At 59.4% G+C, this 25,681-nt stretch carries 26 protein-coding genes and 1 tRNA gene; 11 read left to right on the top strand and 16 right to left on the bottom strand.

What is annotated here, in order from left to right; genetic code table 11:
* Positions 1–294: 294 nt before the first annotated feature.
* From J0G10_RS08155 to dapA, 5 genes are all read right to left on the bottom strand, one after another.
* Positions 295–384, bottom strand: a tRNA-Ser gene (locus tag J0G10_RS08155).
* An 83-nt stretch (positions 385–467) separates the two neighbouring features.
* Entirely contained in the window at positions 468–1,181 is a 714-nt protein-coding gene (gene purC / locus J0G10_RS08150) for a phosphoribosylaminoimidazolesuccinocarboxamide synthase (protein WP_007911389.1), read from the bottom strand.
* Between the two features lie 28 nt (positions 1,182–1,209).
* Positions 1,210–1,971: an MBL fold metallo-hydrolase gene (locus J0G10_RS08145; RefSeq protein ID WP_095049221.1), complete on the bottom strand. Its 762-nt coding sequence runs from the start codon at positions 1,969–1,971 to the stop codon at positions 1,210–1,212.
* 6 nt (positions 1,972–1,977) lie between these two features.
* Positions 1,978–3,093 carry an outer membrane protein assembly factor BamC gene (gene bamC, locus J0G10_RS08140; protein WP_093438304.1) on the bottom strand — a complete coding sequence of 372 codons (1,116 nt, stop codon included), beginning with the start codon at positions 3,091–3,093 and terminating at the stop codon, positions 1,978–1,980.
* 17 nt (positions 3,094–3,110) lie between these two features.
* Positions 3,111–3,989 (bottom strand): 4-hydroxy-tetrahydrodipicolinate synthase, encoded by an 879-nt coding sequence (gene dapA, locus J0G10_RS08135; RefSeq protein ID WP_220558271.1) that lies wholly within the window; start codon positions 3,987–3,989, stop codon positions 3,111–3,113.
* A gap of 330 nt (positions 3,990–4,319) precedes the next feature.
* On the opposite strand from dapA, the gene J0G10_RS08130 reads away from it, so the two are divergent.
* On the top strand, positions 4,320–4,880 hold the full coding sequence (locus J0G10_RS08130; protein WP_034153153.1) for a glycine cleavage system transcriptional repressor: 561 nt from the start codon (positions 4,320–4,322) through the stop codon (positions 4,878–4,880).
* 10 nt (positions 4,881–4,890) lie between these two features.
* Entirely contained in the window at positions 4,891–5,364 is a 474-nt protein-coding gene (locus tag J0G10_RS08125; RefSeq protein ID WP_220558270.1) for a peroxiredoxin, read from the top strand.
* A gap of 147 nt (positions 5,365–5,511) precedes the next feature.
* Here the strand turns inward: J0G10_RS08125 and J0G10_RS08120 are convergent, their stop codons facing one another.
* Positions 5,512–6,582 carry an AI-2E family transporter gene (locus J0G10_RS08120; RefSeq protein ID WP_095049219.1) on the bottom strand — a complete coding sequence of 357 codons (1,071 nt, stop codon included), beginning with the start codon at positions 6,580–6,582 and terminating at the stop codon, positions 5,512–5,514.
* Positions 6,583–6,613: 31 nt separating this feature from the next.
* Entirely contained in the window at positions 6,614–6,853 is a 240-nt protein-coding gene (locus tag J0G10_RS08115; RefSeq protein WP_007911399.1) for a sulfurtransferase TusA family protein, read from the bottom strand.
* Positions 6,854–6,951: 98 nt separating this feature from the next.
* On the opposite strand from J0G10_RS08115, the gene J0G10_RS08110 reads away from it, so the two are divergent.
* Positions 6,952–8,385, top strand: a complete 1,434-nt coding sequence (locus J0G10_RS08110; RefSeq protein WP_034153149.1) for a M48 family metalloprotease — start codon at positions 6,952–6,954, stop codon at positions 8,383–8,385.
* Positions 8,386–8,467: 82 nt separating this feature from the next.
* On the opposite strand, the gene J0G10_RS08105 is transcribed toward J0G10_RS08110, so the two are convergent.
* The 4 genes from J0G10_RS08105 to rpoE all read right to left on the bottom strand — a co-directional run bounded on the left by J0G10_RS08105 (position 8,468) and on the right by rpoE (position 12,285).
* Entirely contained in the window at positions 8,468–9,901 is a 1,434-nt protein-coding gene (locus tag J0G10_RS08105) for a DegQ family serine endoprotease (protein ID WP_034153148.1), read from the bottom strand.
* A gap of 210 nt (positions 9,902–10,111) precedes the next feature.
* Positions 10,112–11,077 carry a MucB/RseB C-terminal domain-containing protein gene (locus tag J0G10_RS08100; protein ID WP_093438329.1) on the bottom strand — a complete coding sequence of 322 codons (966 nt, stop codon included), beginning with the start codon at positions 11,075–11,077 and terminating at the stop codon, positions 10,112–10,114.
* Between the two features lie 8 nt (positions 11,078–11,085).
* A complete protein-coding gene (locus J0G10_RS08095; RefSeq protein ID WP_034153146.1) occupies positions 11,086–11,673 on the bottom strand; it encodes a sigma-E factor negative regulatory protein in 588 nt (195 codons plus the stop codon).
* 30 nt (positions 11,674–11,703) lie between these two features.
* Positions 11,704–12,285 carry an RNA polymerase sigma factor RpoE gene (rpoE, locus tag J0G10_RS08090; protein WP_003172477.1) on the bottom strand — a complete coding sequence of 194 codons (582 nt, stop codon included), beginning with the start codon at positions 12,283–12,285 and terminating at the stop codon, positions 11,704–11,706.
* A gap of 558 nt (positions 12,286–12,843) precedes the next feature.
* Between rpoE and nadB the strand changes: the two genes are divergently transcribed.
* Positions 12,844–14,460 carry an L-aspartate oxidase gene (gene nadB, locus J0G10_RS08085; protein WP_099758256.1) on the top strand — a complete coding sequence of 539 codons (1,617 nt, stop codon included), beginning with the start codon at positions 12,844–12,846 and terminating at the stop codon, positions 14,458–14,460.
* Here the strand turns inward: nadB and J0G10_RS08080 are convergent.
* Positions 14,429–14,881: a protein YgfX gene (locus J0G10_RS08080; protein ID WP_095049217.1), complete on the bottom strand. Its 453-nt coding sequence runs from the start codon at positions 14,879–14,881 to the stop codon at positions 14,429–14,431. The two genes, nadB and J0G10_RS08080, sit on opposite strands and share 32 nt — an antisense overlap.
* A complete protein-coding gene (locus J0G10_RS08075; protein ID WP_095049216.1) occupies positions 14,865–15,119 on the bottom strand; it encodes an FAD assembly factor SdhE in 255 nt (84 codons plus the stop codon). Before J0G10_RS08075 ends, J0G10_RS08080 begins: the two co-directional genes overlap by 17 nt.
* 150 nt (positions 15,120–15,269) lie before the next feature.
* Here J0G10_RS08075 and ygfZ point away from each other — a divergent pair, with 150 nt between their 5' ends.
* Both ygfZ and J0G10_RS08065 read left to right on the top strand, forming a co-directional pair.
* Positions 15,270–16,211 (top strand): CAF17-like 4Fe-4S cluster assembly/insertion protein YgfZ, encoded by a 942-nt coding sequence (ygfZ, locus tag J0G10_RS08070; protein WP_095049215.1) that lies wholly within the window; start codon positions 15,270–15,272, stop codon positions 16,209–16,211.
* Positions 16,212–16,246: 35 nt separating this feature from the next.
* On the top strand, positions 16,247–17,068 hold the full coding sequence (locus J0G10_RS08065) for an HDOD domain-containing protein (protein ID WP_093438380.1): 822 nt from the start codon (positions 16,247–16,249) through the stop codon (positions 17,066–17,068).
* A gap of 106 nt (positions 17,069–17,174) precedes the next feature.
* Here the strand turns inward: J0G10_RS08065 and J0G10_RS08060 are convergent, their stop codons facing one another.
* Together J0G10_RS08060 and J0G10_RS08055 are read right to left on the bottom strand one after the other, a co-directional pair.
* A complete protein-coding gene (locus J0G10_RS08060; protein ID WP_095049214.1) occupies positions 17,175–18,560 on the bottom strand; it encodes a sensor histidine kinase in 1,386 nt (461 codons plus the stop codon).
* Positions 18,553–19,224, bottom strand: a complete 672-nt coding sequence (locus J0G10_RS08055; RefSeq protein WP_007911422.1) for a response regulator — start codon at positions 19,222–19,224, stop codon at positions 18,553–18,555. Before J0G10_RS08055 ends, J0G10_RS08060 begins: the two co-directional genes overlap by 8 nt.
* Positions 19,225–19,460: 236 nt before the next feature.
* On the opposite strand from J0G10_RS08055, the gene J0G10_RS08050 reads away from it, so the two are divergent.
* Genes J0G10_RS08050 through J0G10_RS08030 form a run of 5 tightly spaced genes read left to right on the top strand, consistent with a single transcriptional unit; the run spans position 19,461 to position 24,842 of the window.
* Positions 19,461–20,753 (top strand): OprD family porin, encoded by a 1,293-nt coding sequence (locus J0G10_RS08050; protein ID WP_220558269.1) that lies wholly within the window; start codon positions 19,461–19,463, stop codon positions 20,751–20,753.
* 53 nt (positions 20,754–20,806) lie between these two features.
* Complete coding sequence (locus J0G10_RS08045) at positions 20,807–21,784, top strand: Bug family tripartite tricarboxylate transporter substrate binding protein (RefSeq protein WP_034153137.1); 978 nt, start codon at positions 20,807–20,809, stop codon at positions 21,782–21,784.
* A 56-nt stretch (positions 21,785–21,840) separates the two neighbouring features.
* Positions 21,841–22,299, top strand: a complete 459-nt coding sequence (locus J0G10_RS08040) for a tripartite tricarboxylate transporter TctB family protein (RefSeq protein WP_007911434.1) — start codon at positions 21,841–21,843, stop codon at positions 22,297–22,299.
* A gap of 1 nt (position 22,300) precedes the next feature.
* Positions 22,301–23,815, top strand: coding sequence for a tripartite tricarboxylate transporter permease (locus J0G10_RS08035; RefSeq protein ID WP_007911435.1), 1,515 nt, complete (start codon positions 22,301–22,303; stop codon positions 23,813–23,815).
* Positions 23,808–24,842, top strand: a complete 1,035-nt coding sequence (locus J0G10_RS08030; RefSeq protein ID WP_095119120.1) for an AbrB family transcriptional regulator — start codon at positions 23,808–23,810, stop codon at positions 24,840–24,842. Before J0G10_RS08035 ends, J0G10_RS08030 begins: the two co-directional genes overlap by 8 nt.
* 125 nt (positions 24,843–24,967) lie before the next feature.
* On the opposite strand, the gene ung is transcribed toward J0G10_RS08030, so the two are convergent.
* The gene (gene ung, locus J0G10_RS08025) at positions 24,968–25,660 is read right to left on the bottom strand and encodes a uracil-DNA glycosylase (RefSeq protein WP_108225992.1); all 693 of its coding nucleotides are present in this window, start codon (positions 25,658–25,660) and stop codon (positions 24,968–24,970) included.
* Positions 25,661–25,681 lie beyond the last annotated feature (21 nt).

Raw genomic sequence — 25,681 nt, 5'->3', positions numbered from 1 at the left:
GTGAGAGCGCTGGCCTCATGACTGGACAGAGGATAAACGACGACAGGTGTGATTTGGCGGCCGATCGCTGGCCAATAATGACAGCCCCTACTCTGCGAGCGCGGCTCTAAATGGGTCGGTGAGTCCTGTGAGCGTTGTGTCTCTAATGTCGGCAGAGGCTGTGTTTACTTAAATTGCCTCTCTGCCGAGGCCCTCACCATGCACGACGCGCTTCAGCGCTATCGCAACGAATGCTGAATTCGCAGAAACAAAAAAGCCCCGTAGATTTTCATCTACGGGGCTTTTTCTATGTAATGGCGGAGAGATAGGGATTCGAACCCTAGGTACCGGTGAAGGTACAACGGATTTCGAATCCGTCCCATTCGGCCACTCTGGCATCTCTCCAACGGCGCGCATCATAACAACACTTTTACCGAAAGCAAACCCTCTTTCGAAATTTTCTTCGTGCTATCAGATGCTTGCGTCGATTAAAGCGGTACACCCAGACGATTGGCGACTTCTTCGTAGGCTTCGATAACGTCACCGAGGCCCTGACGGAAGCGGTCTTTGTCCATCTTCTTCTTGGTGTCCTTGTCCCACAGACGGCAGCCGTCCGGGCTGAACTCGTCACCGAGGACGATGGAGCCGTCGCTGAACACGCCGAACTCAAGCTTGAAGTCGACCAGCAGCAGGCCAGCGTCGTCGAACAGCTTGGTCAGGACTTCGTTGACCTTGAGCGACAGTTCTTTCATGCGCACCAGTTGCTCGGCGGTGCCCCAACCGAATGCCACGACGTGGGATTCGTTGATGAACGGGTCGCCCTTGGCGTCGTCCTTCAGGAACAGTTCGAAGGTGTAAGGATTGAGCTTCAGGCCCTCTTCGACGCCCAGACGCTTGACCAGACTACCGGCAGCGTAGTTACGCACGACGCACTCGACCGGGATCATGTCGAGTTTCTTCACCAGGACTTCATTGTCGGCCAGCAGTTTGTCGAATTGGGTCGGTACGCCGGCCGCTTCGAGTTTCTGCATGATGAAGGCATTGAACTTGTTGTTGACCATGCCTTTGCGGTCGAGCTGCTCGATACGCTTGCCGTCGAACGCCGAGGTGTCGTTGCGAAACAGCAGGATCAAGCGGTCAGCGTCGTCGGTCTTGTAAACCGATTTGGCTTTGCCGCGGTAGAGTTCTTCACGTTTTTCCATGATGGGCTCCGCTTGCTAAGTAGGTGGGCTAGGCGATGTGGCGCCAGTCGAGCCCTGAATCTTGATCGGCCAGTTGCAGCCAGTCCGGGTCGCACCCGAGGGTGTCGACAAAACATTGCCGGGCCAACTGCGGCAGGTTGTTCTTGCTGCTCAGATGGGCCAGGACCAGGTGTTGCAAGCCCTGCCAGCCCAACTCGGACACCAGGAATGCCGCCTGATGGTTGTTCAAATGTCCCAGCTCGCCGCCCACCCGCTGCTTGAGAAAGTACGGGTAATGACCACGGGCCAGCATATCGCGACAGTGGTTGGACTCGATCATCAACGCATCGAGGTCCCGATAACCATCCAGCACCCGCTCGCAGTAGGAACCCAGGTCGGTCAGCAGGCCGAAGCGCCGCTGCTGGTGATCACTGAAGACGTACTGGGTCGGTTCCTGCGCATCATGGGCCACGGCAATGACCCCGATGCTCAGTGCACCGATCTGCAGTTGCTCGCCGCCGGCCAGAAAGCCTGCGGGTTCAATCGGTTTGCGCATCCCGCGCAGTGTGCCGCGACTGAGGTAGACCGGTAGATTGTAGCGCCGAGACAGTAAACCCACGCCATGCACGTGGTCGGCATGTTCGTGGGTTACGAGTATCGCGCTCAGTTGCGCCGGGGTCACACCCAGGCGCAACAGGCGTTTTTCGGTTTCCCGCAGGGAAAAACCACAATCCACCAGCACATACGTATCAGCACTGGCGATCAGCGTGCCGTTCCCTTGGCTACCGCTGCCGAGAACGGCAAAACGCATGGTTGATCAGCCCAGGTTGTCCTGAATCACGCTCAACACTTTGCGTGCCACTTCAGCCGGCGCGACGGTGTTGATGTTTTTCTCGACGGTCACCTGAATGTTCTCGCCAACCTTGCTCAGGCGAACCTGATAACGCTCGGCACGGGCTTCAACTTCTTCCTTGCTCGGCGCACTGCCGAACAGGCTGCTGAAGAAACCAGGCTTGTCGTCTTTCTTCTCGGCTTTTTCGGCCAGGTTGATGTAGTACAGGCCCAGGCTACGGTTGATGTCTTCAACGCGCCATTCGCCTTGTTCCAGTGCACGGCCAACGCTCGACCAGGCACGGTCCAGATCGTTACCGACGTTCAACACCGGGTTGCCGCTGCCATCTTCGCTGAGGCTGACACGGCTTGGCGTATCGAAATCACGCGAGGCCAGCATCGACACCGAACCGCCCTTCTCGGAGATCCGGCTCATGCTCGCGAGCATGTCGTCGACCAGCGCTGCGTCCAGGCCAGTGTTGACCGAACGGTTGGTGAAGGCCACATCGGCCGTGCTGCCGGCTGGACGCTCGGCGCTGACCACGTAGATTTCACTGGTGTTGCGCTGCACGCCCGGCTCGATCCGCACACGCACGCGGGTTTCGCTGTCGCTGGCGATGCCGGCTGCGCTCAGGCGCTTGGCCATGGCCGCGGACAGTTCGTCGGAATGCTGCCAGGTGGTGGTGAACTCGCCGGTCTGCGGGCGCTGTTCATCCAGACGGAAACCGTTGTCCTGGAAGAACTGCACCGCCACTGGCCAGACTTCGGCCGGTGGGTGCTGGGCCACGACCCAGCGGGAGTCACCGCTCTTCTGCAGCGAGTAATCGCTGGCATCGGCAACGGCCGACAGCGGCTGAGGACGCGGCACAATGTATTCGCCCTTCTCGGTGTCATCAGCAACGTTACGCGGGATCGGCAACAGCGGATCCAGACGCTTGGAAGTGCTGACTTCCGGTGGCAGTTGCATTGGTGCAGTCTGTTGCGCTTGCAGGTAATCGCTACCACGGTCGCGGAAATAACCTTCCGGCCCCCAGACCCATCCGCAGCCGCTGGTGCTGGAGATAATCAAGGCAAGTGCGGAAAGTCCGGCCATTCGCTTCATGCGTTGTATTTCCTCAATTAAACCAGGACGCTGCACTGGCGCAGGGCCGAGCGGAGCGTTTCGTGACAAGGTGTGCTCAGCCAGGTCAGTGGCAGGCGGATGCCTTGATGCATCAGGCCCATTTCCACCAAAGCCCACTTCACCGGAATCGGGTTGGCTTCGATGAACAGGTCTTTGTGCAGTGGCATCAGTTTTTCGTTGATCGCCCGTGCGGTGTCGGCGTCGCCCTTGAGCGCGGCCTCGCACAGATCGGCCATTTCGCGTGGCGCGACGTTGGCGGTTACAGAGATGTTGCCTTTGCCACCCAGCAGGATCAGCTCAACGGCGGTCGGATCATCGCCGGACAGCACGATGAAATCCTTGTTCACACCATCGATAATCGCTTTGGCGCGTTTCAGGTCGCCAGTGGCTTCCTTGATACCGATGATGTTCGGCACGGTGGACAGGCGAATCACGGTCTCGGCTTGCATGTCGCAAGACGTGCGGCCAGGAACGTTGTAGAGAATCTGCGGAATGTCGACCGCTTCAGCGATGTGCTTGAAGTGCTGGTACAGACCTTCCTGAGTCGGCTTGTTGTAGTACGGAACCACCAGCAGGCAGGCATCGGCCCCGGCTTCCTTGGCGTTGCGGGTCAGCTCGACAGCTTCGCGGGTCGAGTTGGCGCCAGTGCCGGCGATGACCGGAATGCGCCCGGCAACCTGTTTGACCACGGCTTTGATGACGGCGATGTGTTCTTCTACATCAAGGGTTGCCGACTCGCCGGTAGTACCGACCGCGACAATGGCATGGGTGCCGTTCTTGAGATGGAAGTCCACGAGTTTGCTGAGGCTGTCCCAGTCAAGACGCCCTTGTGCATCCATGGGAGTGACCAGTGCCACCATACTGCCCGCAATCATGAAACCGCTCCTGCCGGAAAAAGAGAGCGGTAATGGTACTGGCGCCAAGATGCTTGCACAAGCGAAGTACTGCGCTGCCGCCATTCCCCTTGGCGCCGCTTTTCGCTACCCTTCAGACTTTGATCGGTACTGATCAGCTTGTACGCCGGGTTCCAGCCTCCCTTTACGGCCTCCCAGACCCCGTTCCTGCGTCGCATCGACGCGCTCCCGCTATAGTGGAGCGAGCCGCGAGCGCTTGCCGGGCCTCTTTGTACGGACAGCCAGAACAGGCACTCCCCGGTGGCCAACGCCCGTAAACCTACCGACCGCTCATCGCTTTAGGAATGCTGCATGTCCACCCCCACAGTTCGCGAACAATTCCTTGTCATCAGTGCCCTCGGCGCCAACCCCATGGAGCTGACTAACGTCCTGTGCCGCGCCAGCCATGAAAATCGCTGCGCCGTGGTTACTTCACGCCTGACTCGCCACGGCGAGTGCAGCGCTTTGGTCCTCGAGGTCTCCGGCAGTTGGGATGCCCTCGCCCGCCTGGAAGGCAGCTTGCCGGGTCTGGCCAAGAAACACGCCTTTACCGCCAACGTGGTGCGCAGCGCGCCGCTGGAAAATCGTCCGCAGGCCCTGCCGTATGTGGCGTATGTCAGCTCGGCATATCGCCCGGACATCATCAATGAGCTGTGCCAGTTCTTCATGGATCACAACGTCGAACTGGAAAACCTGACCTGCGACACGTATCAGGCGCCGCAGACCGGCGGCACCATGCTCAACGCCACATTTACCGTGACCCTGCCCGCCGGCACCCAGATCAGTTGGCTGCGCGACCAGTTTCTCGACTTCTCCGACGCGATGAACCTGGACGCACTGATCGAGCCTTGGCGCCCACAGAACCCAATGTAAGGAAGCTTTCATGGCTGTTGTCATCGACCAACCGGTTGCCGATTTCGAAGCACCTGCCACCAGCGGGCAGACTGTCAGCCTGTCTGCCCTAAAGGGCAAACAAGTGGTGATCTATTTCTATCCGAAGGACAGCACCCCGGGTTGCACCACAGAAGGCCAGGGCTTTCGTGATCAGTACGCCGCCTTCAAGACCGCCAATACCGAGATTTTCGGTATCTCCCGTGACAGCCTGAAGTCCCACGAGAACTTCAAGTGCAAGCAGGAGTTTCCCTTTGAGCTGATCAGCGACAAGGACGAAGCCGTCTGCCAATTGTTCGACGTGATCAAGCTGAAGAAGCTGTACGGCAAGGAATACCTGGGCGTTGATCGCAGCACGTTCCTTATTGATAAGGACGGTGTGCTGCGTCAGGAATGGCGTGGTGTGAAAGTGCCGGGGCATGTGGATGCTGTTTTGGCTGCTGCGCAGAATTTGAACAAGGCCTGATGTTTCTCTGGCGTCTTCTCTGGCGTCTTCTCTGACGCCATCGCTGGCAAGCCAGCTCCCACAGGTTTTGTGTGCACCGAAAACCCTGTGGGAGCTGGCTTGCCGGCGATGAGGCCTTAAGCCGCACCGAACAATCTGGATCAACCGCTACAGCAGCGGCGCCACCACCGGCTCCTTGCGCGGCCACGCATCCAGCACTGCCTTGAATAGGGTCGCCAGCGGGATCGCAAAGAACACCCCCCAGAATCCCCACAACCCGCCAAACAACAGCACTGCACAGATGATTGCCACCGGGTGCAAATTGACCGCCTCCGAGAACAGCAGCGGCACCAGCACATTGCCATCCAGTGTCTGAATGATCCCGTAGACCGCCATCAGATAAATGAACTGATCGCTCCAGCCCCACTGGAACAGCGCAATCAGCAGCACCGGCACGGTCACCACCACGGCACCGACATACGGCACCACCACCGACACACCGACCAGCAACGCCAGCAGCGCCGCATAGTTGAGTCCGAGGGCGGCAAACGCGATGTAGGTCACGCCGCCACAAATCACGATTTCGATGACCTTGCCGCGAATGTAGTTGGCAATCTGCCGGTTCATCTCCTGCGCAACCCGAGTGATCAGCGCGCGCTCACGCGGCAAGTAGCCACGCACCCATTCGCCGATCATGGCCCGGTCCTTGAGGAAGAAGAACACCAGAATCGGCACTAGTACCAGATAGATCATGATGTTCACCAGCAGCGGCAAACTCGACAGCGAGAACGTCAGCGCCCACTGGCCGAACTTGCCGATCTCGCCACGTGCCGCCTCGATCGCCTGCAACACTTGCTCATCGGACACCAGGTGCGGATAGCGTTCCGGCAGCAGCAACAGCAGCGACTGCCATTTGGCGAGCATGCCCGGCAACTCATTGAACAGCGTGATCAACTGATGCCAGAGCAGCGGCAACACCACGAGGATAAACAGCATCAGCACGCCCATGAACAGCGCGAACACCAATCCTACCGCCACACCACCCGGCACGCGCAGACGCTCGAGCGTGACCACCAGGCCCTGCATGAGATACGCCAGCACCATCCCCGCCAATACCGGCGCGAGCATGCCGCCGAGGGTGAGCACGGCCGTGAAGGCGAGAAACAGCAGCACCGCCAGCACCACCGCTTCCTCATCGGAGAAATAGCGCTGAATCCAGTCGCGTAACACTTTGAACATCAATAATCCTTAGATTGTAACGCTGTCGATTTCAGGCCTTTTTCAACCAGTAACGGTAGACACCTGCTTCGTCTTCTTCGCGCAGCAGCGTATGACCGGCCAATTTGGCAAAGGTGCGAAAGTCGCGTTGCGAGCCCGCATCAGTGGCGATCACCTTGAGGACGGCGCCACTCTGAAGCTTGTTCAGCTCCATTTTCGCCTTGAGCAACGGCAACGGACAATTCAGGCCACTGGCGTCCAGTTCCACGTCATGGGCTACAGCGTCAGTCATTGCGTCACTCCGGTTCAGGTCTTCGAGCAGCCTAGAATATCTGGTCGCAGCATCGGTGTCCGGCTACAGTAAGGTCTTTGTCTTCTAAGGCTTTGTGCATGACTTTTCTGCGCCCTACCCTGCTGACGCTCGCTTGCCTGCTCGCCTCACCAGGCTTTGCCGACGATCTGCCGTCACTTGGCGACGCCAGTTCTGCCATTGTCTCGCCGCAACAGGAATACCAGCTTGGCCGCGCCTGGCTGGCGATGTTGCGCAGCCAGGTTTCACAGCTCAACGATCCGCAGCTCAAGGACTACGTCGAATCCAGCGTCTATAAGCTGGTGGAGACCAGTCAAGTCACTGACCGACGCCTTGAATTCATTCTGATCAACAGCCCGCAGCTCAACGCCTTCGCGGCGCCGGGTGGCGTGGTCGGGGTCAATGGTGGCTTGTTCCTCAATGCGCAGACCGAGGGTGAATACGCATCGGTACTGGCGCACGAACTGGCGCACTTGTCACAACGCCACTTCGCGCGCGGCGTCGAGGCATCGCAACGAATGCAGGTACCGATGATGGCCGCGCTGCTGGCCGGGATCGTCATTGCCGCAGCCGGTGGCGGTGACGCCGGTATTGCGACCATCGCCGGTACGCAGGCAGCGGCGATTCAGTCGCAACGCACCTTCTCCCGGCAGAACGAACAGGAAGCCGACCGCATCGGCATCCTCAATCTGGAAAAGGCCGGGTATGACCCGCGTTCGATGCCGACCATGTTCGAACGCCTGATGCGTCAATACCGTTTCGACGCCAAGCCACCGGAATTCCTGCTGACTCACCCGGTGACCGAATCGCGTATTGCCGACACCCGCAACCGCGCCGAACAAGCCAAACCGGGCGGCATTGAAGACTCCAAGCGCTATCAATTGATCCGCGCGCGCGTGCAGTTGATCTACGAAGAAACCCCGGGTCTGGGCGCCAAGCGTTTCCGTGCGCAGCTGGATGAAAACCCGAAGAACGATGTGGCGCGCTACGGTCTGGCGATTGCGCAGATCAAGGGTGGCCAGTTGAATGAAGCGCGCGAGAATCTCAAGCAATTGCTGGCGACGTCGCCGAACGAAATCATCTACAACCTTGCCCAAGTCGATCTGGACATCACCAATAATCGTTTGCCGGATGCACAGTCCCGTGTGGACCGGATGCTTACACAATATCCGGGCAACTATCCGCTGAATCAGGTTCGAGTGGATCTGCTGCTGAAACAGAATCGCGCGCCGGATGCCGAGAAGGCGCTGGAAGCATTACTCAAATCCCGCCCGGATGATCCGGATGTCTGGTATCAGGTCGCCGAAACCCGTGGCTTGTCGGGGAACATCATTGGCCTGCACCAGGCGCGGGCCGAGTATTTCGCGCTGGTTGGCGATTATCGCCAGGCGATCCAGCAACTCGATTTTGCCAAGCGCAAGGCTGGCAGCAACTTCCCGCTGTCTTCACGCATCGATGCCCGCCAGCGTGAGCTGATGGAACAAGAGCGGATGGTCAAGGACATGATGGGCTAAGCCTCCTGCCGTCCAGACAAAAGCTTCAGGCATAAAAAAACCGCCTCTTTCGAGGCGGTTTCTTTTTTACCTTAGCGCTGGATTATTCAGCCAGTTTGAAGGTGATGAAGCTTGCACGACCTTGACGCAGAACGCGCATCGACACCGAACGGTTCTTCGGCAGTGCCTTGGCGATCTCGCCGAACTCCTTGGTGGAGCCGATGGCCTGGTTGTTCAGGTGCGTAATCACGTCACCTGGCTGCAGACCAATCAGCGCCGCAGGACCGTCCTGCACTTCCTTGATCACCACACCACCTTTGAGGTCGTAGGTTTTCTTCTGCTCGGCGGTCAGCTCGCCCACCGACACACCGAGGCGGTTGCTGGTGCTTTCAGTACCGGACTTCGGTAGCGCATCCAGCTCTTTGTCTTCATCAGGGATCGCGCCAACCGTCAGCTCGACATTCTTGCGCTTGCCTTCACGAATCACTTCCAGATTGGCTTTGGCGCCAGCTTTCAGTGCGCCGACCAGATGCGGCAGATCAGCTGACATGACGATCGGCTGACCATTCATGCTCAGGATCACGTCGCCAACTTGCAGGCCACCTTTGGCTGCCGGGCCGTCATCCTGAATCTGGGCAACCAGCGCGCCGGCCGGTTTATCCAGGCCGAACGACTCGGCCAGATCCTTATTCACTTCCTGGATGACCACGCCCAGCCAGCCGCGGCTGACTTTGCCACCGCTCTTCAGCTGATTGGACACATCCATCGCCACGTCGATCGGGATCGCGAACGACACGCCCATGAAACCACCCGAACGGGTGTAGATCTGCGAGTTGATGCCGACCACTTCACCGTTCAGGTTGAACAGCGGACCACCGGAGTTGCCTGGGTTGATCGGCACGTCGGTCTGAATGAACGGCACATAGTTTTCGTTCGGCAGGCTACGACCCACGGCACTGACGATGCCTTGAGTCACGGTATGGTCGAAGCCAAACGGCGAACCGATTGCCACGACCCACTGACCGGCTTTCAAGTCCTGGGATTTGCCGAGTTTGAGCACCGGCAGGTCCTTGCCTTCGATTTTCAGCAAGGCCACGTCGGAGCGTGGATCGGTGCCGATCAGCTTGGCTTTCATTTCACTGCGGTCGGCGAGGCGGACGAGGATCTCGTCGGCATCGGCGATTACGTGGTTATTGGTCAGGATGTAGCCATCCGGGGAGATAATGAAGCCCGAACCCAGCGACTGCGCTTCACGCTGACGACCACCACCGCCCGGCGAACGCTGCTGAGGCGGCATGCCGCGCTCGAAGAATTCGCGCAGCATCGGCGGCAAGCCTTCCAGATCAGGCATCTGCTGGTTCACTTTGCGATCCGGCAGTTTCTGCGTGGTACTGATGTTCACCACGGCTGGCGAAGCTTGTTCGACCAATTGGGTGAAGTCAGGCAGATCGGCCGCTTGCGCCGCAGGCACCGCCTGACCGAGCAACAGCACAGTGGCGAAAATGGAGAGATAGGATTTCAAACTTGGTATCGACATACAGCTCCCGTTACGACGAGCAGGGTTAAGCGATATGGAGCAAGGAACGCCGGAAACCACCGACCGGCATTTTTGTTCCGGGAACAACAAACAAGGCCAGAGCCGTGAGGCTCTGACCTATAAAAAATTTTCGGGGTATTTGCAAATGAAAATGCTCAGCAAACATTTCATCTACGTCTCGATGAAGACGTGGTAATGACTGAAATCAGCTCACTGCTTACTGGTTGCAGTGCCATCGGTATTTCGCATCGACAGAGCAATTCGTTCGGCAGTGCCAATTGGAATCTCACCAACCACAGTGACCATCATCTCGCCTTCAGGCGTTGTCAGGCGACGGGAAACGGCAACGGTTGGACCCAGTTGCGTGCGAGTGTCAGTGACGGTTGCGCCGTTCAAAGGCTCAAGGAAAACCGAAAAACGTGCCAAGCCGTCGTCGTACAGCAAACTGTTGACCTGAGTCTTGGTTTCCGGGTCCTTGTGCGAGGTGCTGCTGGTCAGTTCAAAACCCGGCGGCAGCCAGTCCGAATGCCAGACCTGAGCGGTCTTGACCGCGGAAGCCTTGTCGCTGTCGAGCGTTATCGCTTTACAGTCAGCATCAGCCTGCAAATCTTTGTCCGACGGGACTTCGTCAGTATCGAGACTGGTGAACTGGAAGCGTTCGAGCAACTGCCCCTTGTCGTTCAGCAGCAACGACTTCAGCGGCAAACCCGTTTTCTTGTCCAGATGCAATTCAAAACCGTAACGATGCTGATCGCGAGGCGTCAGCGATACAATCACTGCGTCTCGCCCAGCCACGCGCGATTTGCCGATGACGGCAAGGTCATACCAGTTTTTCAGCTTTTGCGGATCGAGAGGACGAGCGGCTGAGTTGGGGGAATCCCCCAGACCGGCAATCAGGGTGCCGCTGACGCATTGAGTGTGTCCATCAATGCGCACGACTTCCTGCGCCGAACCGTCGAGCTGGAGTAAACGCTCGCGAACCTGGCCATTCTGGACGCGATGCCAGATGTTATGGGTAGAAAAGCTACCGTTACGCTCGTATACGAAAGTGCCGTGAAAGCTTTGCTGCTGCTCGGCCTGGCCCAGACGGGTCAACCAGTCCTGGGCCTCATCAGCGTGGGCTGGAACTATGAACCAGCCACTGAGCAGAAGCGAAAGTAGAGGTATGGCGCGCATGATCCTCCTTAACGGTTTTCCAGACTTGCTGCACGTGCGTATGGCAACGCGCTTTCAGTGCCTTTCAGTGCGGCCTGTTGTGCGTGCTGACGCAGGTAGCCTGGCAGACGCTGATCATGCCAGCCTGGCTGACCTTGCAGTACGCCGTTGGCCATAGGGCCAGTGGCTTCCGAACTTTCACTATAGCCTGCCAGAACAGCCGGACCTTTGACCTGTGGGGTAGCCAAGGTTGGCTGATTGGATTGCTGAGCCAGCTCAACACCAGCGATTTCGTCCTGGTTGTACAGGCGAACACCGGCCAGAACGGCAACAGTCACCGAGGCTGCAACAGCCAGACGGCCAAGATTGCGCCATGGGCTGCGAGATACTTTGGCCGGAGCCGTTTCGTCTTCCAGTGCAGCAGACACTGCCGCAGCGATATCCAGACGTGGCAGCAGCAGATCCTTGTGCATGGCTGCCCGAGCGATCTGGTAACGAGCCCAGGTCTCACGGGTATCAACATCATCCAGTGCATTGAGCACTCGACGCAATTCCAGTTCGTCCGCTTCGTTATCCATCACTGCGGACAGCGATTCCTGCAGGGCTTCACGACTCATGGCGTTCCTCTCTTGGCTGTCGCCGCTGTCTCAGTTTTCCTGCAACAACGGCTGCAGGGCTTTATCGATGGCCTCCCGGGCGCGGAAAATCCGGGAGCGCACGGTACCCACCGGACATTGCATGACGCTCGCAATGTCCTCGTAACTCAGACCATCGAATTCACGTAAAGTTAACGCCGTACGCAAATCCTCTGGCAGTTGCTGAATGGTTCGATGGACAGTGCCTTCGATCTCATCCCGCAGCAGTGCACGTTCTGGTGACTCGAGATCCTTGAGGCCATGATCGCCATCGTAGAACTCTGCATCTTCGGAACTTACATCGCTATCCGGCGGCCGGCGGCCGCGTGAAACCAGGTAATTCTTTGCCGTGTTAATGGCAATACGGTACAGCCACGTATAAAACGCACTGTCGCCGCGAAAGTTTCCAAGCGCTCGATATGCCTTGATAAAGGCTTCCTGAGCCACGTCCTGGGCTTCATGGGTGTCGTGCACGAAACGCACGATCAACCCGAGAATCTTGTGCTGATACTTCAGCACCAACAGATCGAAAGCTCGCTTGTCGCCGCGTTGAACGCGCTCGACCAGCTGCTGATCCTCTTCCTGGGTTAGCATGAACACTCCTCGATAAGCCCGAAGGAGACTTGCATAACTAAACGACCAGACTTGCAAACATAGACTCGGGCTTTTCGCAAAAGTTCTCCCCCTCCAGGCAAGTTTCCTGCGGGCTCTGATTTGGCACGCACGAAAAGCGCAGCTCGGGATAAACCGGCTGCGCGAATAATCTTGTCATCGGTTTCGCCGGCAGGAATCCAACCGCAGATTCCGCACTGAAGCCGACACTGTCCCTTATCTCTGGCACCGACTATTGATCTTGGGCCTTTGGCAAAAGTTCCAATTATTTATAGCCGTCACCACCTGACATTGGGCGACCCTGTGCAGAAAAAGTCTGTTTCAGCACCGATACAGTCGTCTTTTCCCCAAATGGGTGAGAAAAACTTCCGACGAAGCACACGGTTTTTTCGGTCACAGTAGTTTCACAATGCCATGTCGGCCCGGCTATTGTGCCGATCCCCCCCTCTATATACTAGTGGGCTGTGTGGCTGCCTTGACTCGCCGATCCGGCAGTCCTGCACCACCCCCGACCCGGGTCGCTTTGAGCGGAATCCTGTAATGAGCCAACAATTCCAACATGATGTTCTGGTCATTGGCAGCGGTGCTGCCGGTTTAAGTCTCGCGCTGACCCTGCCGGGTCATTTGCGCATTGCCGTATTGAGCAAAGGCGATCTCGCCAACGGATCCACCTATTGGGCCCAGGGCGGCGTCGCAGCTGTGCTGGATGACACCGACACTGTCGAATCCCACGTCGACGACACCCTGAACGCCGGCGGCGGTCTATGCCACGAAGACGCAGTGCGTTTCACCGTCGAGCACAGCCGCGAGGCCATCCAGTGGCTGATCGACCAAGGCGTGCCTTTCACCCGCGACGATCAGTCCGGCACTGAAGACGGCGGATTCGAATTCCACCTGACCCGCGAAGGTGGCCACAGTCACCGCCGCATCATCCATGCGGCCGATGCCACCGGCGCTGCCATCTTCAAAACCCTGCTGGCCCAGGCCAAAGAGCGTTCGAACATCGAGCTGCTGGAGCAGCGCGTTGCCGTCGACCTGATCACCGAACGTCGCTTGGGCATGGAAGGCGAGCGCTGCCTCGGCGCCTACGTACTCAACCGCAAGACTGGCGAAGTCGACACCTACGGCGCACGCTTCGTGATTCTGGCCTCGGGCGGTGCCGCCAAGGTCTATCTCTATACCAGTAACCCCGACGGCGCCTGCGGTGACGGCATCGCCATGGCCTGGCGTTCGGGTTGCCGGGTGGCGAACCTGGAGTTCAACCAGTTCCACCCGACCTGCCTGTATCACCCACAGGCCAAGAGTTTTTTGATCACCGAAGCCCTGCGCGGCGAAGGCGCCCATTTGAAGCTGCCCAATGGCGAACGCTTCATGTCCCGCTTCGACAAGCGCGCCGAGCTGGCACCGCGTGACATCGTCGCCCGGGCCATCGACCATGAAATGAAGCGCTTGGGCGTTGACTGCGTGTATCTCGACATCAGCCACAAACCCGAAGCGTTCATTAAAAGTCACTTCCCGACTGTTTATGAGCGCTGCCTGGGATTCGGCATCGACATCACCAAACAGCCGATCCCGGTCGTCCCGGCCGCGCATTACACCTGTGGCGGCGTGATGGTCGATCAGAACGGTCGCACCGATGTGCCGGGCCTGTATGCCATCGGCGAAACCAGCTTCACCGGCCTGCATGGCGCCAACCGCATGGCCAGTAATTCGCTGCTGGAATGTTTCGTCTATGCCCGTTCGGCGGCGGCGGACATCCTCGCGCAACTGGACGATGTCGCCGCGCCAAGCGCCCTGCCCGTCTGGGACGCCAGCCAGGTCACCGACTCCGACGAAGACGTGATCATCGCGCACAACTGGGATGAACTGCGACGGTTCATGTGGGACTACGTCGGCATCGTGCGCACCAATAAGCGCCTGCAACGGGCGCAACACCGCGTGCGCCTGCTGCTGGACGAGATCGACGAGTTCTACAGCAACTATAAGGTCAGTCGCGATCTGATCGAACTGCGCAACCTGGCACAAGTCGCCGAACTGATGATTTGCTCAGCCATGGAGCGCAAGGAAAGTCGCGGCCTGCATTACACCCTCGACTATCCCGACCTGTTGCCTGAGGCGCTCGACACTATTCTGGTGCCGCCCACCTACGCCGGCTGAACTTGAGCCGTACTCGCAGGCGCCGGTGCAGATCCGCCGCCTGCGAGTCCCGTGGTACACAGATTGATCTGACCCGCCATTCCCCGCGCAGACGAAAACGCAAAACCACGATCAACGGCAGCGCCAGGCTGTCCGGCCTCAACTGCACGGCTTGCCAGCCATCCGCCTGATTCCACAACTGCCAGCCATCGGCGTCCCGGCGCAATCCGCGAAACGCCTGAGGGTGATTTAGCAGAATCTGCCGAGGCAACACCCAATATCCGTGAAGCAGACAGCCAAAAGCCCCGAGCAAACTTGCCCAGAGTGGAATAGAAAGCAGGAACACCGAACCCAGTGCGAACGCCTGGGCCAGCAGATACGCCGCCAGCAACTGCCGTGAGGCATGCCAGCGGCATTCGAACGTGTTACTTGGGCTGGACACGGTCCAGGATCATGCGAACCATACGCTGCAGCTCCGGATCTTCAGACTCGCTGCGCTCCATGAACCAGCCGAACATGTCCTGATCCTCGCACTCCAACAGGCGAACATACAACGCACGATCCACCTCGTTCAGATCGGCATAAACCTCTTTCACGAACGGCACCAGCAACACGTCAAGCTCAAGCATGCCGCGACGGCTGTGCCAAAAGAGGCGATTCAGTTCAACTTGTTCGACCATGGAGCCCTCCTCAAATTTGGCGGCAAGTATACAGCGCCGAGGCGGGTCGCACAGTCGGCTTTGGTCGGGCACCACCGATCCTTTATCAACTACCCATTTCACCAACGCGCCCTTATGATGTGCCCCAGTCTATTTACCCTGCGAAGACCCATGGCCGATTCTGCTTTTTTCTGCACCCTGTCTCATGAAGGCGTTCTCGCGGTTCGCGGCGCGGATGCCGGAAAATTCCTGCAAGGCCAGTTGACCTGCAATCTCAATTACCTGAGCGACAGCCGCGCCAGCCTCGGTGCTCGTTGCACACAGAAAGGCCGGATGCAGTCGAGCTTCCGCATTCTGCTTGAAGGCGATGGCGTGGTCCTGGCGATGGCCAGCGAGCTGCTGGAGCCGCAACTGGCGGACCTGAAAAAGTACGCGGTGTTCTCCAAATCAAAACTGACCGACGAAAGCGCCGCTTGGGTACGCTTCGGCCTGGCCCATGGCGACAACGCCTTGACCAGCCTCGGTCTGGATCTGCCGGCAGAAACTGACAGCCTCGTGCGCAATGAAAGCCTGATCGCGATTCGCGTCTCGCCGGATCGCGCCGAACTCTGGGCACCGGTCGATCAGGCTGACGCGATCAAAGCCAAATTGTCCGAAGCCCTGCCTGAAGCCGAGCTGAATCAATGGCTGCTGGGCCAGATCCGCGCCGGTATCGGTCAGGTCATGCCAAGCACTCGCGAGCTGTTCATCCCGCAGATGCTCAACCTGCAAGCCGTCGGCGGCGTGAGTTTCAAGAAAGGTTGCTACACCGGCCAGGAAATCGTTGCGCGCATGCAGTACCTGGGCAAACTCAAGCGTCGTCTGTATCGATTGAGCCTGGACGCTGCTGACTTGCCGGAGCCTGGTACACAACTGTTCGCGCCAAGCCACAACAGCGCCATCGGCGAAGTGGTGCTGGCCGCCAAGGCCGGGCAAAACATTGAACTCCTGGCGGTGCTGCAGGCCGAAGCTGCCGAAGCCGGTGATTTGCGTCTGGGCACCCTCGAAGGTCCCGCGCTGCATCTGCTCGACCTGCCTTACGAACTGGATCGCGACCGCGAAATCCAGCGCTGATCGCAGCATTTGTTGCAACACCCTAGAGAGTTTAAATGAGCGAACTGGCGGAAAAAGTCCAACAGGATTTGGTTGCGGCCATCGATAACGATGACCTGGTTCTGCCCACGTTGCCGGAAGTGGCCCTGCAGATTCGCAAGGCTGCTGAAGACCCGGAAATCAGCGTCAGCGACCTGAGCAAAGTGATCGGCCGTGACACGGCACTGTCGGCGCGCCTGATCAAAGTGGTCAACAGCCCGCTGCTGCGCGCCGCGCAGGAAGTCACCGACCTGCACACAGCCATCACCCGGCTGGGCATCAACTACAGCAGCAACCTGGCCATCGGCCTGGTGATGGAGCAGATCTTCCACGCCCGCTCCGAAGTGGTCGAGCAGAAGATGCGCGAAGTCTGGCGCAAGAGCCTGGAAATTGCCGGGGTCAGTTACGCGTTGTGCCGCCGCTACACGCAACTCAAGCCCGATCAGGCAGCCCTTGGCGGGCTGGTGCATCAGATCGGCGTGTTGCCGATTCTGACTTACGCCGAAGATCACTATGAGCTGCTGTCGGATCCGGTCAGCCTCAACCATGTGATCGACCATATTCACCCGTTGCTCGGCGACAAGTTGCTGCGCGTGTGGGAGTTTCCGGAACGATTGGTGGAGTTGCCGGGGCGCTATCAGGACTTCAAGCGCGACTCGACGGCCATTGATTACGTCGATCTGGTGCAGGTGGCGAGCCTGTATTGCCACAAGGGCACTGACCACCCGTTTGCGCGGATTGATCCACTGAGCGTGCCGGCGTTCAGGAAGCTTGGGATTGATCCGGAGAACAAAGCGTTGTGTGAAGATCTGGAAGAGTCGCGGACGATGTTTTACTGATCCGAGACCGCGCCGCCACATTCGCGAGCAGGCTCGCTCCCACAGGAAAATGCATTCCAGAGTGGGAGCGAGCCTGCTCGCGAAGGGGCCAGCAAAACCACCACAATCAGCCGGCAATAAAACTGACCCGCACCTTCAACCCCGCCTGCTCACCGTCATGCAAACTAATCTGCGCCAGATGCGCCCGGCAGATCTCGCCAACAATCGCCAGCCCCAATCCTGAACCCGCCACCTGCTGATTACGCCGATAGAAACGCTCGAACACCCGATCGCGCTCTTCCAGCGGAATCCCCGGGCCGTCATCTTCCACTTCAAGCACCGCCGGCGCCGTCACCCGCAAAATCACGTTGCCGCCCGATGGCGTGTGCGCCAAGGCGTTGTCCACCAGATTGCTCAGCAACTCATTGAGCAACGTCGGTTCACCGCGCAGCCACACCGGTTCGTCCGCCTCTAGCGCCAGGGCCACCCCGCGCTTGTGCGCCAGTGGCGCCATGGCCATGCCCAGCTCTCGGGCCAACTGACTCAGATCGAGCAACTGCGCGCCGCCCTCGGCAATCGCCCGGGCGCCGTTTTCGACCCGCGCCAACGACAGCAACTGATTGGCCAGATGTGTCAGGCGATCAGTGCTTTGTGCCGAGGACTCCAGCGTCGAACGCCAGACCTCGGCATCATTGGAACGCAGGCCCAGCTCAAGCCGCGCCTTCAGCGCTGCCAAAGGCGTACGCAACTCATGGGCGGCATCGGCAATGAACTGCGCCTGCCGCTCAAACTGCCCGCGCAGACGCTCGGTGAAATGATTGAGCCCGCGCACCAGCGGCCACAGTTCATGCTGCACTTCAACCAATGGCAGCGGGCGCAAGTCGTCGGGCTGACGCTCTTCCACCGCCGTGCGCAAGCGCTCCAATGGGCGCAGTGCCGCACTGACCGCGAACCAGACCAGCAACAACGCGCCAATCGCCAACATACCCAAACGCAGCAAGGTATCGGCGGCCAGACTACGCGCCATGCTCACCCGCGCTTCGTCGGTTTCGGCCACGCGGATTTCCGCCATGCCGTTCATGTTCGGCTCGCTCACCGCTTTCAGCAGACTGACCACGCGCACGTTCTGACCGTTGTAAGTGGCGTTGTAGAAGCGCGCCAACGCGGGATAACTGTCCGTTCGCGGCGTCCCTGGTGGCGGGCCGGGGAGGTTTTCGTAGCCGGAAATCAGCTTCTGATGGATATCGTTGACCTGATAGTAAATCCGCCCGGCGCTGTCGTAAGCGAAGGTATCGAGTGCGACGTAGGGCACATCGGCGCTCAGTGTGCCGTCACGCTGCGACAGGCCCGCGGCGATGGTCCGCGCCGAGGCCAGCAACGTGCGGTCATACGCGGTGTCGGCGGCTTCGCGACCATTCCAGTATGCGCTCAAACCGCTGGCGAGCATCAGTACCACCAGCAGCAATGCAAGGTTCCACAGCAAGCGCCAGCGCAGGCTGCTGGGCTTATGCATCGCGGCTTTCCAGCAGATAACCCAGACCACGGAACGTCACGATCGCCACTGGTTGGCCGTCGAGTTTCTTGCGCAAGCGGTGCACGTAGATTTCGATGGCATCGGGGCTGGCCTCTTCGTCGAGACCGAACACCTGGGACGCCAGTTGCTCCTTGCTCATCACCCGTCCCGGCCGGGCGATCAGCGCTTCCAGCACCGCTTGTTCGCGGGACGTCAGCGTCAGCAACTCTTCGCCGAGGGTGAAGCGCCGGGTGTCGAGGTCGTAGGCCAGCACACCGCAGCGCTGCTGGCGTTCACCACCGAGCACACTGCGGCGCAGCAAGGCTTTGACCCGTGCTTCCAGCTCAGTCAGCTCGAAAGGCTTGGCGAGGTAATCGTCGGCGCCCAGATTGAGGCCATGGACGCGATCCTTCACATCGCTGCGCGCCGTTAGCATCAACACCGGCAGATTTTTGCCGCGTGCGCGCAAACGCGCGAGCACCTCGAAACCGTCCATGCGCGGCAGGCCGACATCGAGGATCGCCACGGCGTATTCCTCACTGCCCAGCGCCAGATCGGCGGCCACACCATCGTGCAACACATCCACGGTCAGACCGGTGCTCTTGAGCGCCTGCGCAACGCTTTCAGCCAATTGCAGATGGTCTTCGACGAGCAGAACACGCATGGATTTTTACCTCGTTCAGGAATGGCCAACGCCACGCTTTGCCGCGGAGTTTACAGCCGCAACCGCCGCTGTGAAGCCCGAAAACCTTGAAAGTCAGCTGAAAGGTTAGCGAAAGGTTAGCTCGTTACAGTCGGCCCACGGACAGTTCCGACTGCCGTCGCTGATGCCACACAGCGTAAAGAAAAACGCCTCGAAGCGTTTTCGACCAATAAGAACAATAAACGGAGTAAACCCGCATGCCGTCCATGCAGCCTCAGGCCTCCACGCCTTTCCGCCCTTCCCGTTTCAGCCACACCGCCCTCGCCAGTGCCGCCGCCCTTGCCGGTTTTTCGCCGTTGAGTTTTGCCGACTTCATCGAAGACAGCAGCGCCACCTTCGAAACCCGCAACATGTATTTCAACCGCGACTTTCGCGATGGCACCAGCGCCCAGCAATCCAAGCGTGACGAATGGGCTCAAGGGTTCATGCTTAATCTGCAATCGGGTTACACCGACGGCACCGTGGGGTTCGGTGTCGATGCGCTGGGCATGCTCGGGGTCAAACTTGATTCAAGCCCGGACCGCACCGGTACCGGCCTGCTGCCGACCCATGATGACGGGCGCGCGGCGGATGAATACTCCAAAGTCGGCCTGACCGGCAAAGTGAAAATTTCCGCCACCGAGCTGAAAATCGGCAGCCTGATTCCTGAACTGCCGATCCTCAAGCCCAACGACGGGCGCATCCTGCCGCAGACCTTTGAAGGCGGCTTGCTGACCTCCAAAGAGATCAAGAACCTGACCTTCACCGGCGGCCGTCTGGAGAAAGCCAAGGATCGCGACAGCACCGATTTCGAGGACATCGCCCTCAACAACAAGAACAGCCGTTTTGCCGGCACCGCCGCTGGCAAGCACTTCGATTTTGGCGGCGTGGACTACAAGTTCACCGACAAGATCACCGGCAGTTACCACTTCGCCCAACTCGACGAAGTCTACAACCAGCACTTCTTCGGCCTCGTTGCCTCGCGACCTATGGGACCCGGTACGTTTGCCACCGACCTGCGTTTCGCCGTCAGTGATGATCAGGGCGCAGCCCGTGGCGGCGAGATCGACAACCGCTCGCTCAACGGTCTGGTCAGCTACGCGCTGAGCGGCCACAAGTTCAGCGCCGGTTACCAGCACATGTCTGGCGACAGTGCCTTCCCTTATGTCGATGGCAGCGACCCGTACCTGGTCAACTTCGTGCAGATCAACGATTTCGCCGGCGCTGAAGAGCGCTCCTGGCAGGCGCGCTACGACTTCGACTTCGCCAAACTCGGCATCCCCGGTCTTAGCTTCATGAGTCGCTACTTGAGCGGTGACAACATCAAGCTCAAGAACGGCGAAGAAGGCAAAGAATGGGAACGCAACACCGAGATCAAATATGTAGTACAAAGCGGCGCCTTGAAGGATGTCGCCGTGCGTTTGCGTAATGCCACTTACCGCTCCAATTACTCGGCTCGCGATGCTGACGAAGTGCGTTTGCTGGTGAGCTACAGCGTTGCCCTTTGGTAAATGCCCGTAAGTGAAAAACACGTCGAATAACAACAATGCCCGTGGAGAATCGAATGAACCTGTCACTGCGTAAAGTTGCACTGGCCGCCAGTTGCATCCTGTTTGCCGGCCAACTGATGGCCGAACCGAAACGTCCGGAATGTATCGCCCCGGCCTCCCCCGGCGGTGGTTTCGACCTGACCTGCAAACTGGTGCAGAGCGCACTGGTCAACCAGAAACTGCTGAGCAAACCGATGCGTGTGACCTACATGCCCGGCGGTGTCGGCGCGGTGGCCTACAACGCCGTGGTCGCGCAACGTCCGGCCGATGCCGGCACGCTGGTCGCGTGGTCGAGCGGTTCGCTGTTGAACCTGGCCCAGGGCAAGTTCGGTCGCTTCGATGAGACCAACGTGCGTTGGCTGGCAGCGGTTGGCACCAGCTACGGCGCCATCGCGGTGAAGAGCGATTCGCCCTACAAGACCCTCGACGATCTCGTTCAGGCACTGAAGAAAGATCCAAGCTCCGTGGTGATCGGCTCCGGCGGCACCGTCGGCAGCCAGGACTGGATGCAAACTGCACTGATCGCCAAGGCTGCCGGGATCAACCCGCGCGACCTGCGTTACGTCGCGCTTGAAGGTGGCGGCGAAATCGCCACGGCCCTGCTCGGTGGTCACATCCAGGTCGGCAGTACCGACATCTCCGACTCCATGCCGCACATCCAGAGCGGTGACATGCGCCTGCTCGCGGTGTTCGCCGACAAGCGTCTCGACGAGCCGGAAATGAAAGACATTCCGACCGCTCGCGAACAAGGCTACGACATCGTCTGGCCAGTGGTGCGCGGCTTCTACCTGGGGCCAAAAGTCAGCGATGAAGACTACGCCTGGTGGAAAGACTCGTTCGACAAACTGCTGGCCTCCGACGAATTCGCCAAGCTGCGCGACCAGCGTGAACTGTTCCCGTTCGCCATGACCGGCCCGGAACTCGACACCTACGTGAAGAAGCAGGTTGCGGACTACAAAGTGCTGGCCAAAGAGTTCGGCCTGATTCAGTGATCGCCTCTGTCTAGCCGCTGCGTTCCCGGTTGCGGGGACGCGGCACAGGAGCTCCCATGCTTATTCAACGCATTTTCGCCTCCGTGCTGTTGCTGGTTTGCGCCGGCCTGGCACTGATGGCGTGGCCGTACCAAGCGGCTTTTTCCTACGAACCGGTGGGCCCGCGCGCCTTCCCGCTGCTGATGCTCGGCCTGATGGGCGCAGCGCTGCTGTACATGGTATTTCGCCCGGCGCCGATCAAACACAGTGAAGACGAGCCGCCACTGGATCGCGAAACCCTGACCAAGATCGCCATTTGCGTCGCACTGCTGCTGGTGTTCGCCGGTCTCTTCGAACCGCTGGGTTTCATCCTCAGCAGCATCCTTATCGGTATTCCAATGGCGCGCCTGTATGGCGGTCGCTGGATGCCGAGCATCGTGGTGACCACGCTGATGGCCATCGGTCTGTACCTGCTGTTCGACCGTGTGATGGACGTTCCGCTGCCCCTTGGCCTGCTCGACGTGCTGGAGAACTGATATGGATACCCTCGGTTATTTGGGTCAAGGCTTCGGCGTTGCGCTGAGCCCGTACAACCTGGTCACGGCCCTGACCGGCACGCTGATCGGCACTGTCGTAGGCTTGCTGCCAGGCCTCGGCCCGATCAATGGCGTGGCCTTGCTGATTCCGATTGCTTTTGCTCTCGGCCTGCCGCCGGAGTCGGCGTTGATTCTGTTGGCAGCGGTGTACCTGGGCTGTGAATACGGCGGACGGATCAGCTCGATCCTGCTGAACATTCCGGGCGAAGCATCGACCGTGATGACCACCCTCGACGGCTACCCGATGGCCCGCAAAGGCCTCGCTGGTGTCGCGCTGTCGCTGTCGGCGTGGAGTTCGTTTATCGGCGCGTTTATCGCCACCTGCGGCATGGTGCTGTTTGCGCCGTTGCTGGCGAAATGGGCGATAGCCTTCGGCCCGGCGGAATACTTCGTGTTGATGGTGTTTGCGATTGTCTGTCTCGGCGGTATGGCCGGTGATCGACCGTTGAAGACCTTCATCGCGGCGTTGATCGGCCTGTTCCTGTCGAGCGTCGGCATCGACGCCAACAGCGGCGTTTACCGCTTCACCGGTGACAACATCCACCTGACTGACGGCATTCAATTCGTTGTGCTGGTGCTCGGTCTGTTCTCGGTCAGTGAGATTCTGTTGCTGCTGGAGAAAACCCATCGCGGTCAGGAAGCGGTGAAAGCCACCGGGCGGATGATGTTCAACTTCAAGGAAGCGTCGTCGGTGTTCGTGGTGAACATCCGTTGCGGCCTGCTCGGTTTCATCATGGGCGTGCTGCCGGGTGCCGGCGCGACGCTGGCCAGCGCCGTGGCCTACATGACCGAAAAACGCATCGCCGGTGCCAGTGGCAAATTCGGTCAGGGTGATGCCCGTGGTCTCGCCGCGCCAGAAACTGCCATCGGTGCTTCGGCTTGTGGCGCACTGGTGCCAATGCTGACCCTCGGCGTTCCAGGTTCGGGCACGACCGCGGTGATGATCGGCGCTCTGTCGCTGTACAACATCACCCCGGGCCCACTGCTGTTCCAGCAACAACCGGACATCGTCTGGGGCCTGATCGCCTCGTTGTTCATCGCCAACATCATGCTGGTGATCCTCAACATCCCGATGATCCGCATCTTCACCCGCATCCTTGCCGTGCCGAACTGGGCACTGGTGCCGGTGATCGCGATCATCACCGGGATTGGCGTCTACGCGGTGCACGCCACCACGTTCGACCTGTTCCTGATGGTCGGCATCGGCATCTTCGGCTACATCCTGCGCAAGCTCGACTTCCCGTTGTCGCCAGTGCTGCTGGGCTTCATCCTCGGTGGTCTGATGGAGCAAAACCTGCGTCGGGCGCTGTCGATTTCCAACGGCGCGCTGGAAATTCTCTGGTCGAGCCCTATCACTTTCGGTGTCTGGGTGCTGACCGCGATCATGCTGCTGATGCCGCTGCTGCGCATCTGGCGCAAACGTTCGGTCGCGCGTCGCGCCATCGCCGATGTTTGATCGCGCCTCACTGAAATCCTGGTGGGGAACCCCGCTGGTCGGTCTGCTTGGCGGCTACCTCGCCAGCCAGATCGGCTGGCCACTGCCGTGGATGGTCGGCTCGTTGCTGGCGATCATCCTCGTGCGCTGCCTGACCCCGTGGCAACTCACGGAAATCCCTGGCGGCCGCAAGTGCGGCCAGTGGATTGTCGGCATCGGGATTGGCCTGCACTTCACCCCGGTGGTGATGGAGCAGGTGCTCAGTCATTTCGGTTTGATCTTCTTCGGTGCGCTGGTCACCAGTGTCTCGGCGGTGGTCGGCGTGTGGTTGATGCGCCGTACCGGTGAAGATCGCGCCACAGCGTTTTTCTCGAGCATGCCCGGCGGTTCCGGGGAGATGGTCAACCTCGGCGCCCGCAACGGCGCGATGCTCAGTCATGTTGCGGCAGGGCAGAGTTTGCGGGTGCTGGTGGTGGTGCTGTGTGTGCCGGCAGCGTTCAAGTACCTGCTCGGCGATGGCAACCCGATTTCTCACGCTGGCAGCGTCGATTGGCGCTGGCTGGCGATTCTGTTTCCGGCGGGCGGTTTGCTTGCGTGGCTCTGGCAGCGTTTGCGCCAACCCAATCCGTGGCTGTTCGGGCCGTTGCTGGTGAGTGCGGCGGTGAGCATTGGCTGGGATTTGCACATTGGTTTGCCCAATGGCGGCAGTCAGATTGGTCAGTGGCTGATTGGCAGCGGTCTGGGTTGTCACTTCAATCGGCAGTTCTTCCGCCGCGCGCCTTCGTTTATGGGGCGGACATTGATCGGCACGGCGCTGACCATGTTGATCGCGACGTTGGCGGCGTTGGGCTTGAGTGCGCTGACCCATCTGGATTTGCGTTCGCTGACACTGGGCATGATGCCCGGCGGGATTGCCGAGATGAGTCTGACGGCAGAGACGCTGCAATTGTCGGTGCCGTTGGTGACGGCGATGCAGGTGATGCGGTTGTTGTTTGTGCTGTTTCTGGCGGAGCCGTTGTTCAAGTACTGGAATCGTAATCCCGAGTAGCACCGAGTCGACTTCATCGCTGGCAAGCCAGCTCCCACAGGTTCTTGTGGCTGCCACAGACTATGGGCACCCCCCAAAAACCTGTGGGAGCTGGCTTGCCAGCGATGGGGCCCTTCAGACCGTCATCAGATCGGAGGAAGCCGCCACTCGATCGGTGTTTCGCCATTCTGCTCGAGAAACTTGTTGGTCCGGCTGAAATGCCCACACCCCAAAAACCCGCGATAAGCCGACAGCGGCGACGGATGCACCGACGTCAGCACCAGATGCTTGGTCGCGTCGATCAGCTTCTGCTTGCTCTGAGCGTGCGCGCCCCAGAGCATGAACACCAGATGCGGCTGGCGCTCGCTGACCACCTCAATGATCCGATCAGTGAAGAACTGCCAGCCCTTGTCTTTATGCGCATTGGCGTTGGCGCGCTCGACGGTCATGGTGGTGTTGATCATCAACACGCCCTGATCGGCCCAGCTCTGCAGGTAGCCGTGATTGGGAATATCGATGTTCAGGTCGCGCTTCAACTCTTTATAGATGTTGACCAGCGACGGCGGCGCCGGCACGCCTGGTTGCACCGAGAAGCACAAACCGTGGGCCTGGCCCGGGCCGTGATACGGGTCCTGGCCGAGGATCACCACCTTCACTTTATCCAGCGGCGTCGAGTTCAGCGCGTTGAAAATCATCGGTCCCGGCGGATAGATTTCCTTGCCGGCAGCCCGCTCCTGCTGCAGAAACTGGCGCAACTCTGCCATGTAAGGCTGGTCGAACTCAGCACGCAGTGCCTCCTTCCAGCTCGGTTCGAGTTTGATACGGTCGTCAGCAGTCATGGTCATACCCGGCAAAAACAA

Source organism: Pseudomonas germanica (genome assembly GCF_019614655.1).
Taxonomy (GTDB): domain Bacteria; phylum Pseudomonadota; class Gammaproteobacteria; order Pseudomonadales; family Pseudomonadaceae; genus Aquipseudomonas; species Aquipseudomonas neuropathica.
Note: the sequence above shows the minus strand (reverse complement) of the source record. Positions and strands in the feature narration are given on the sequence as shown.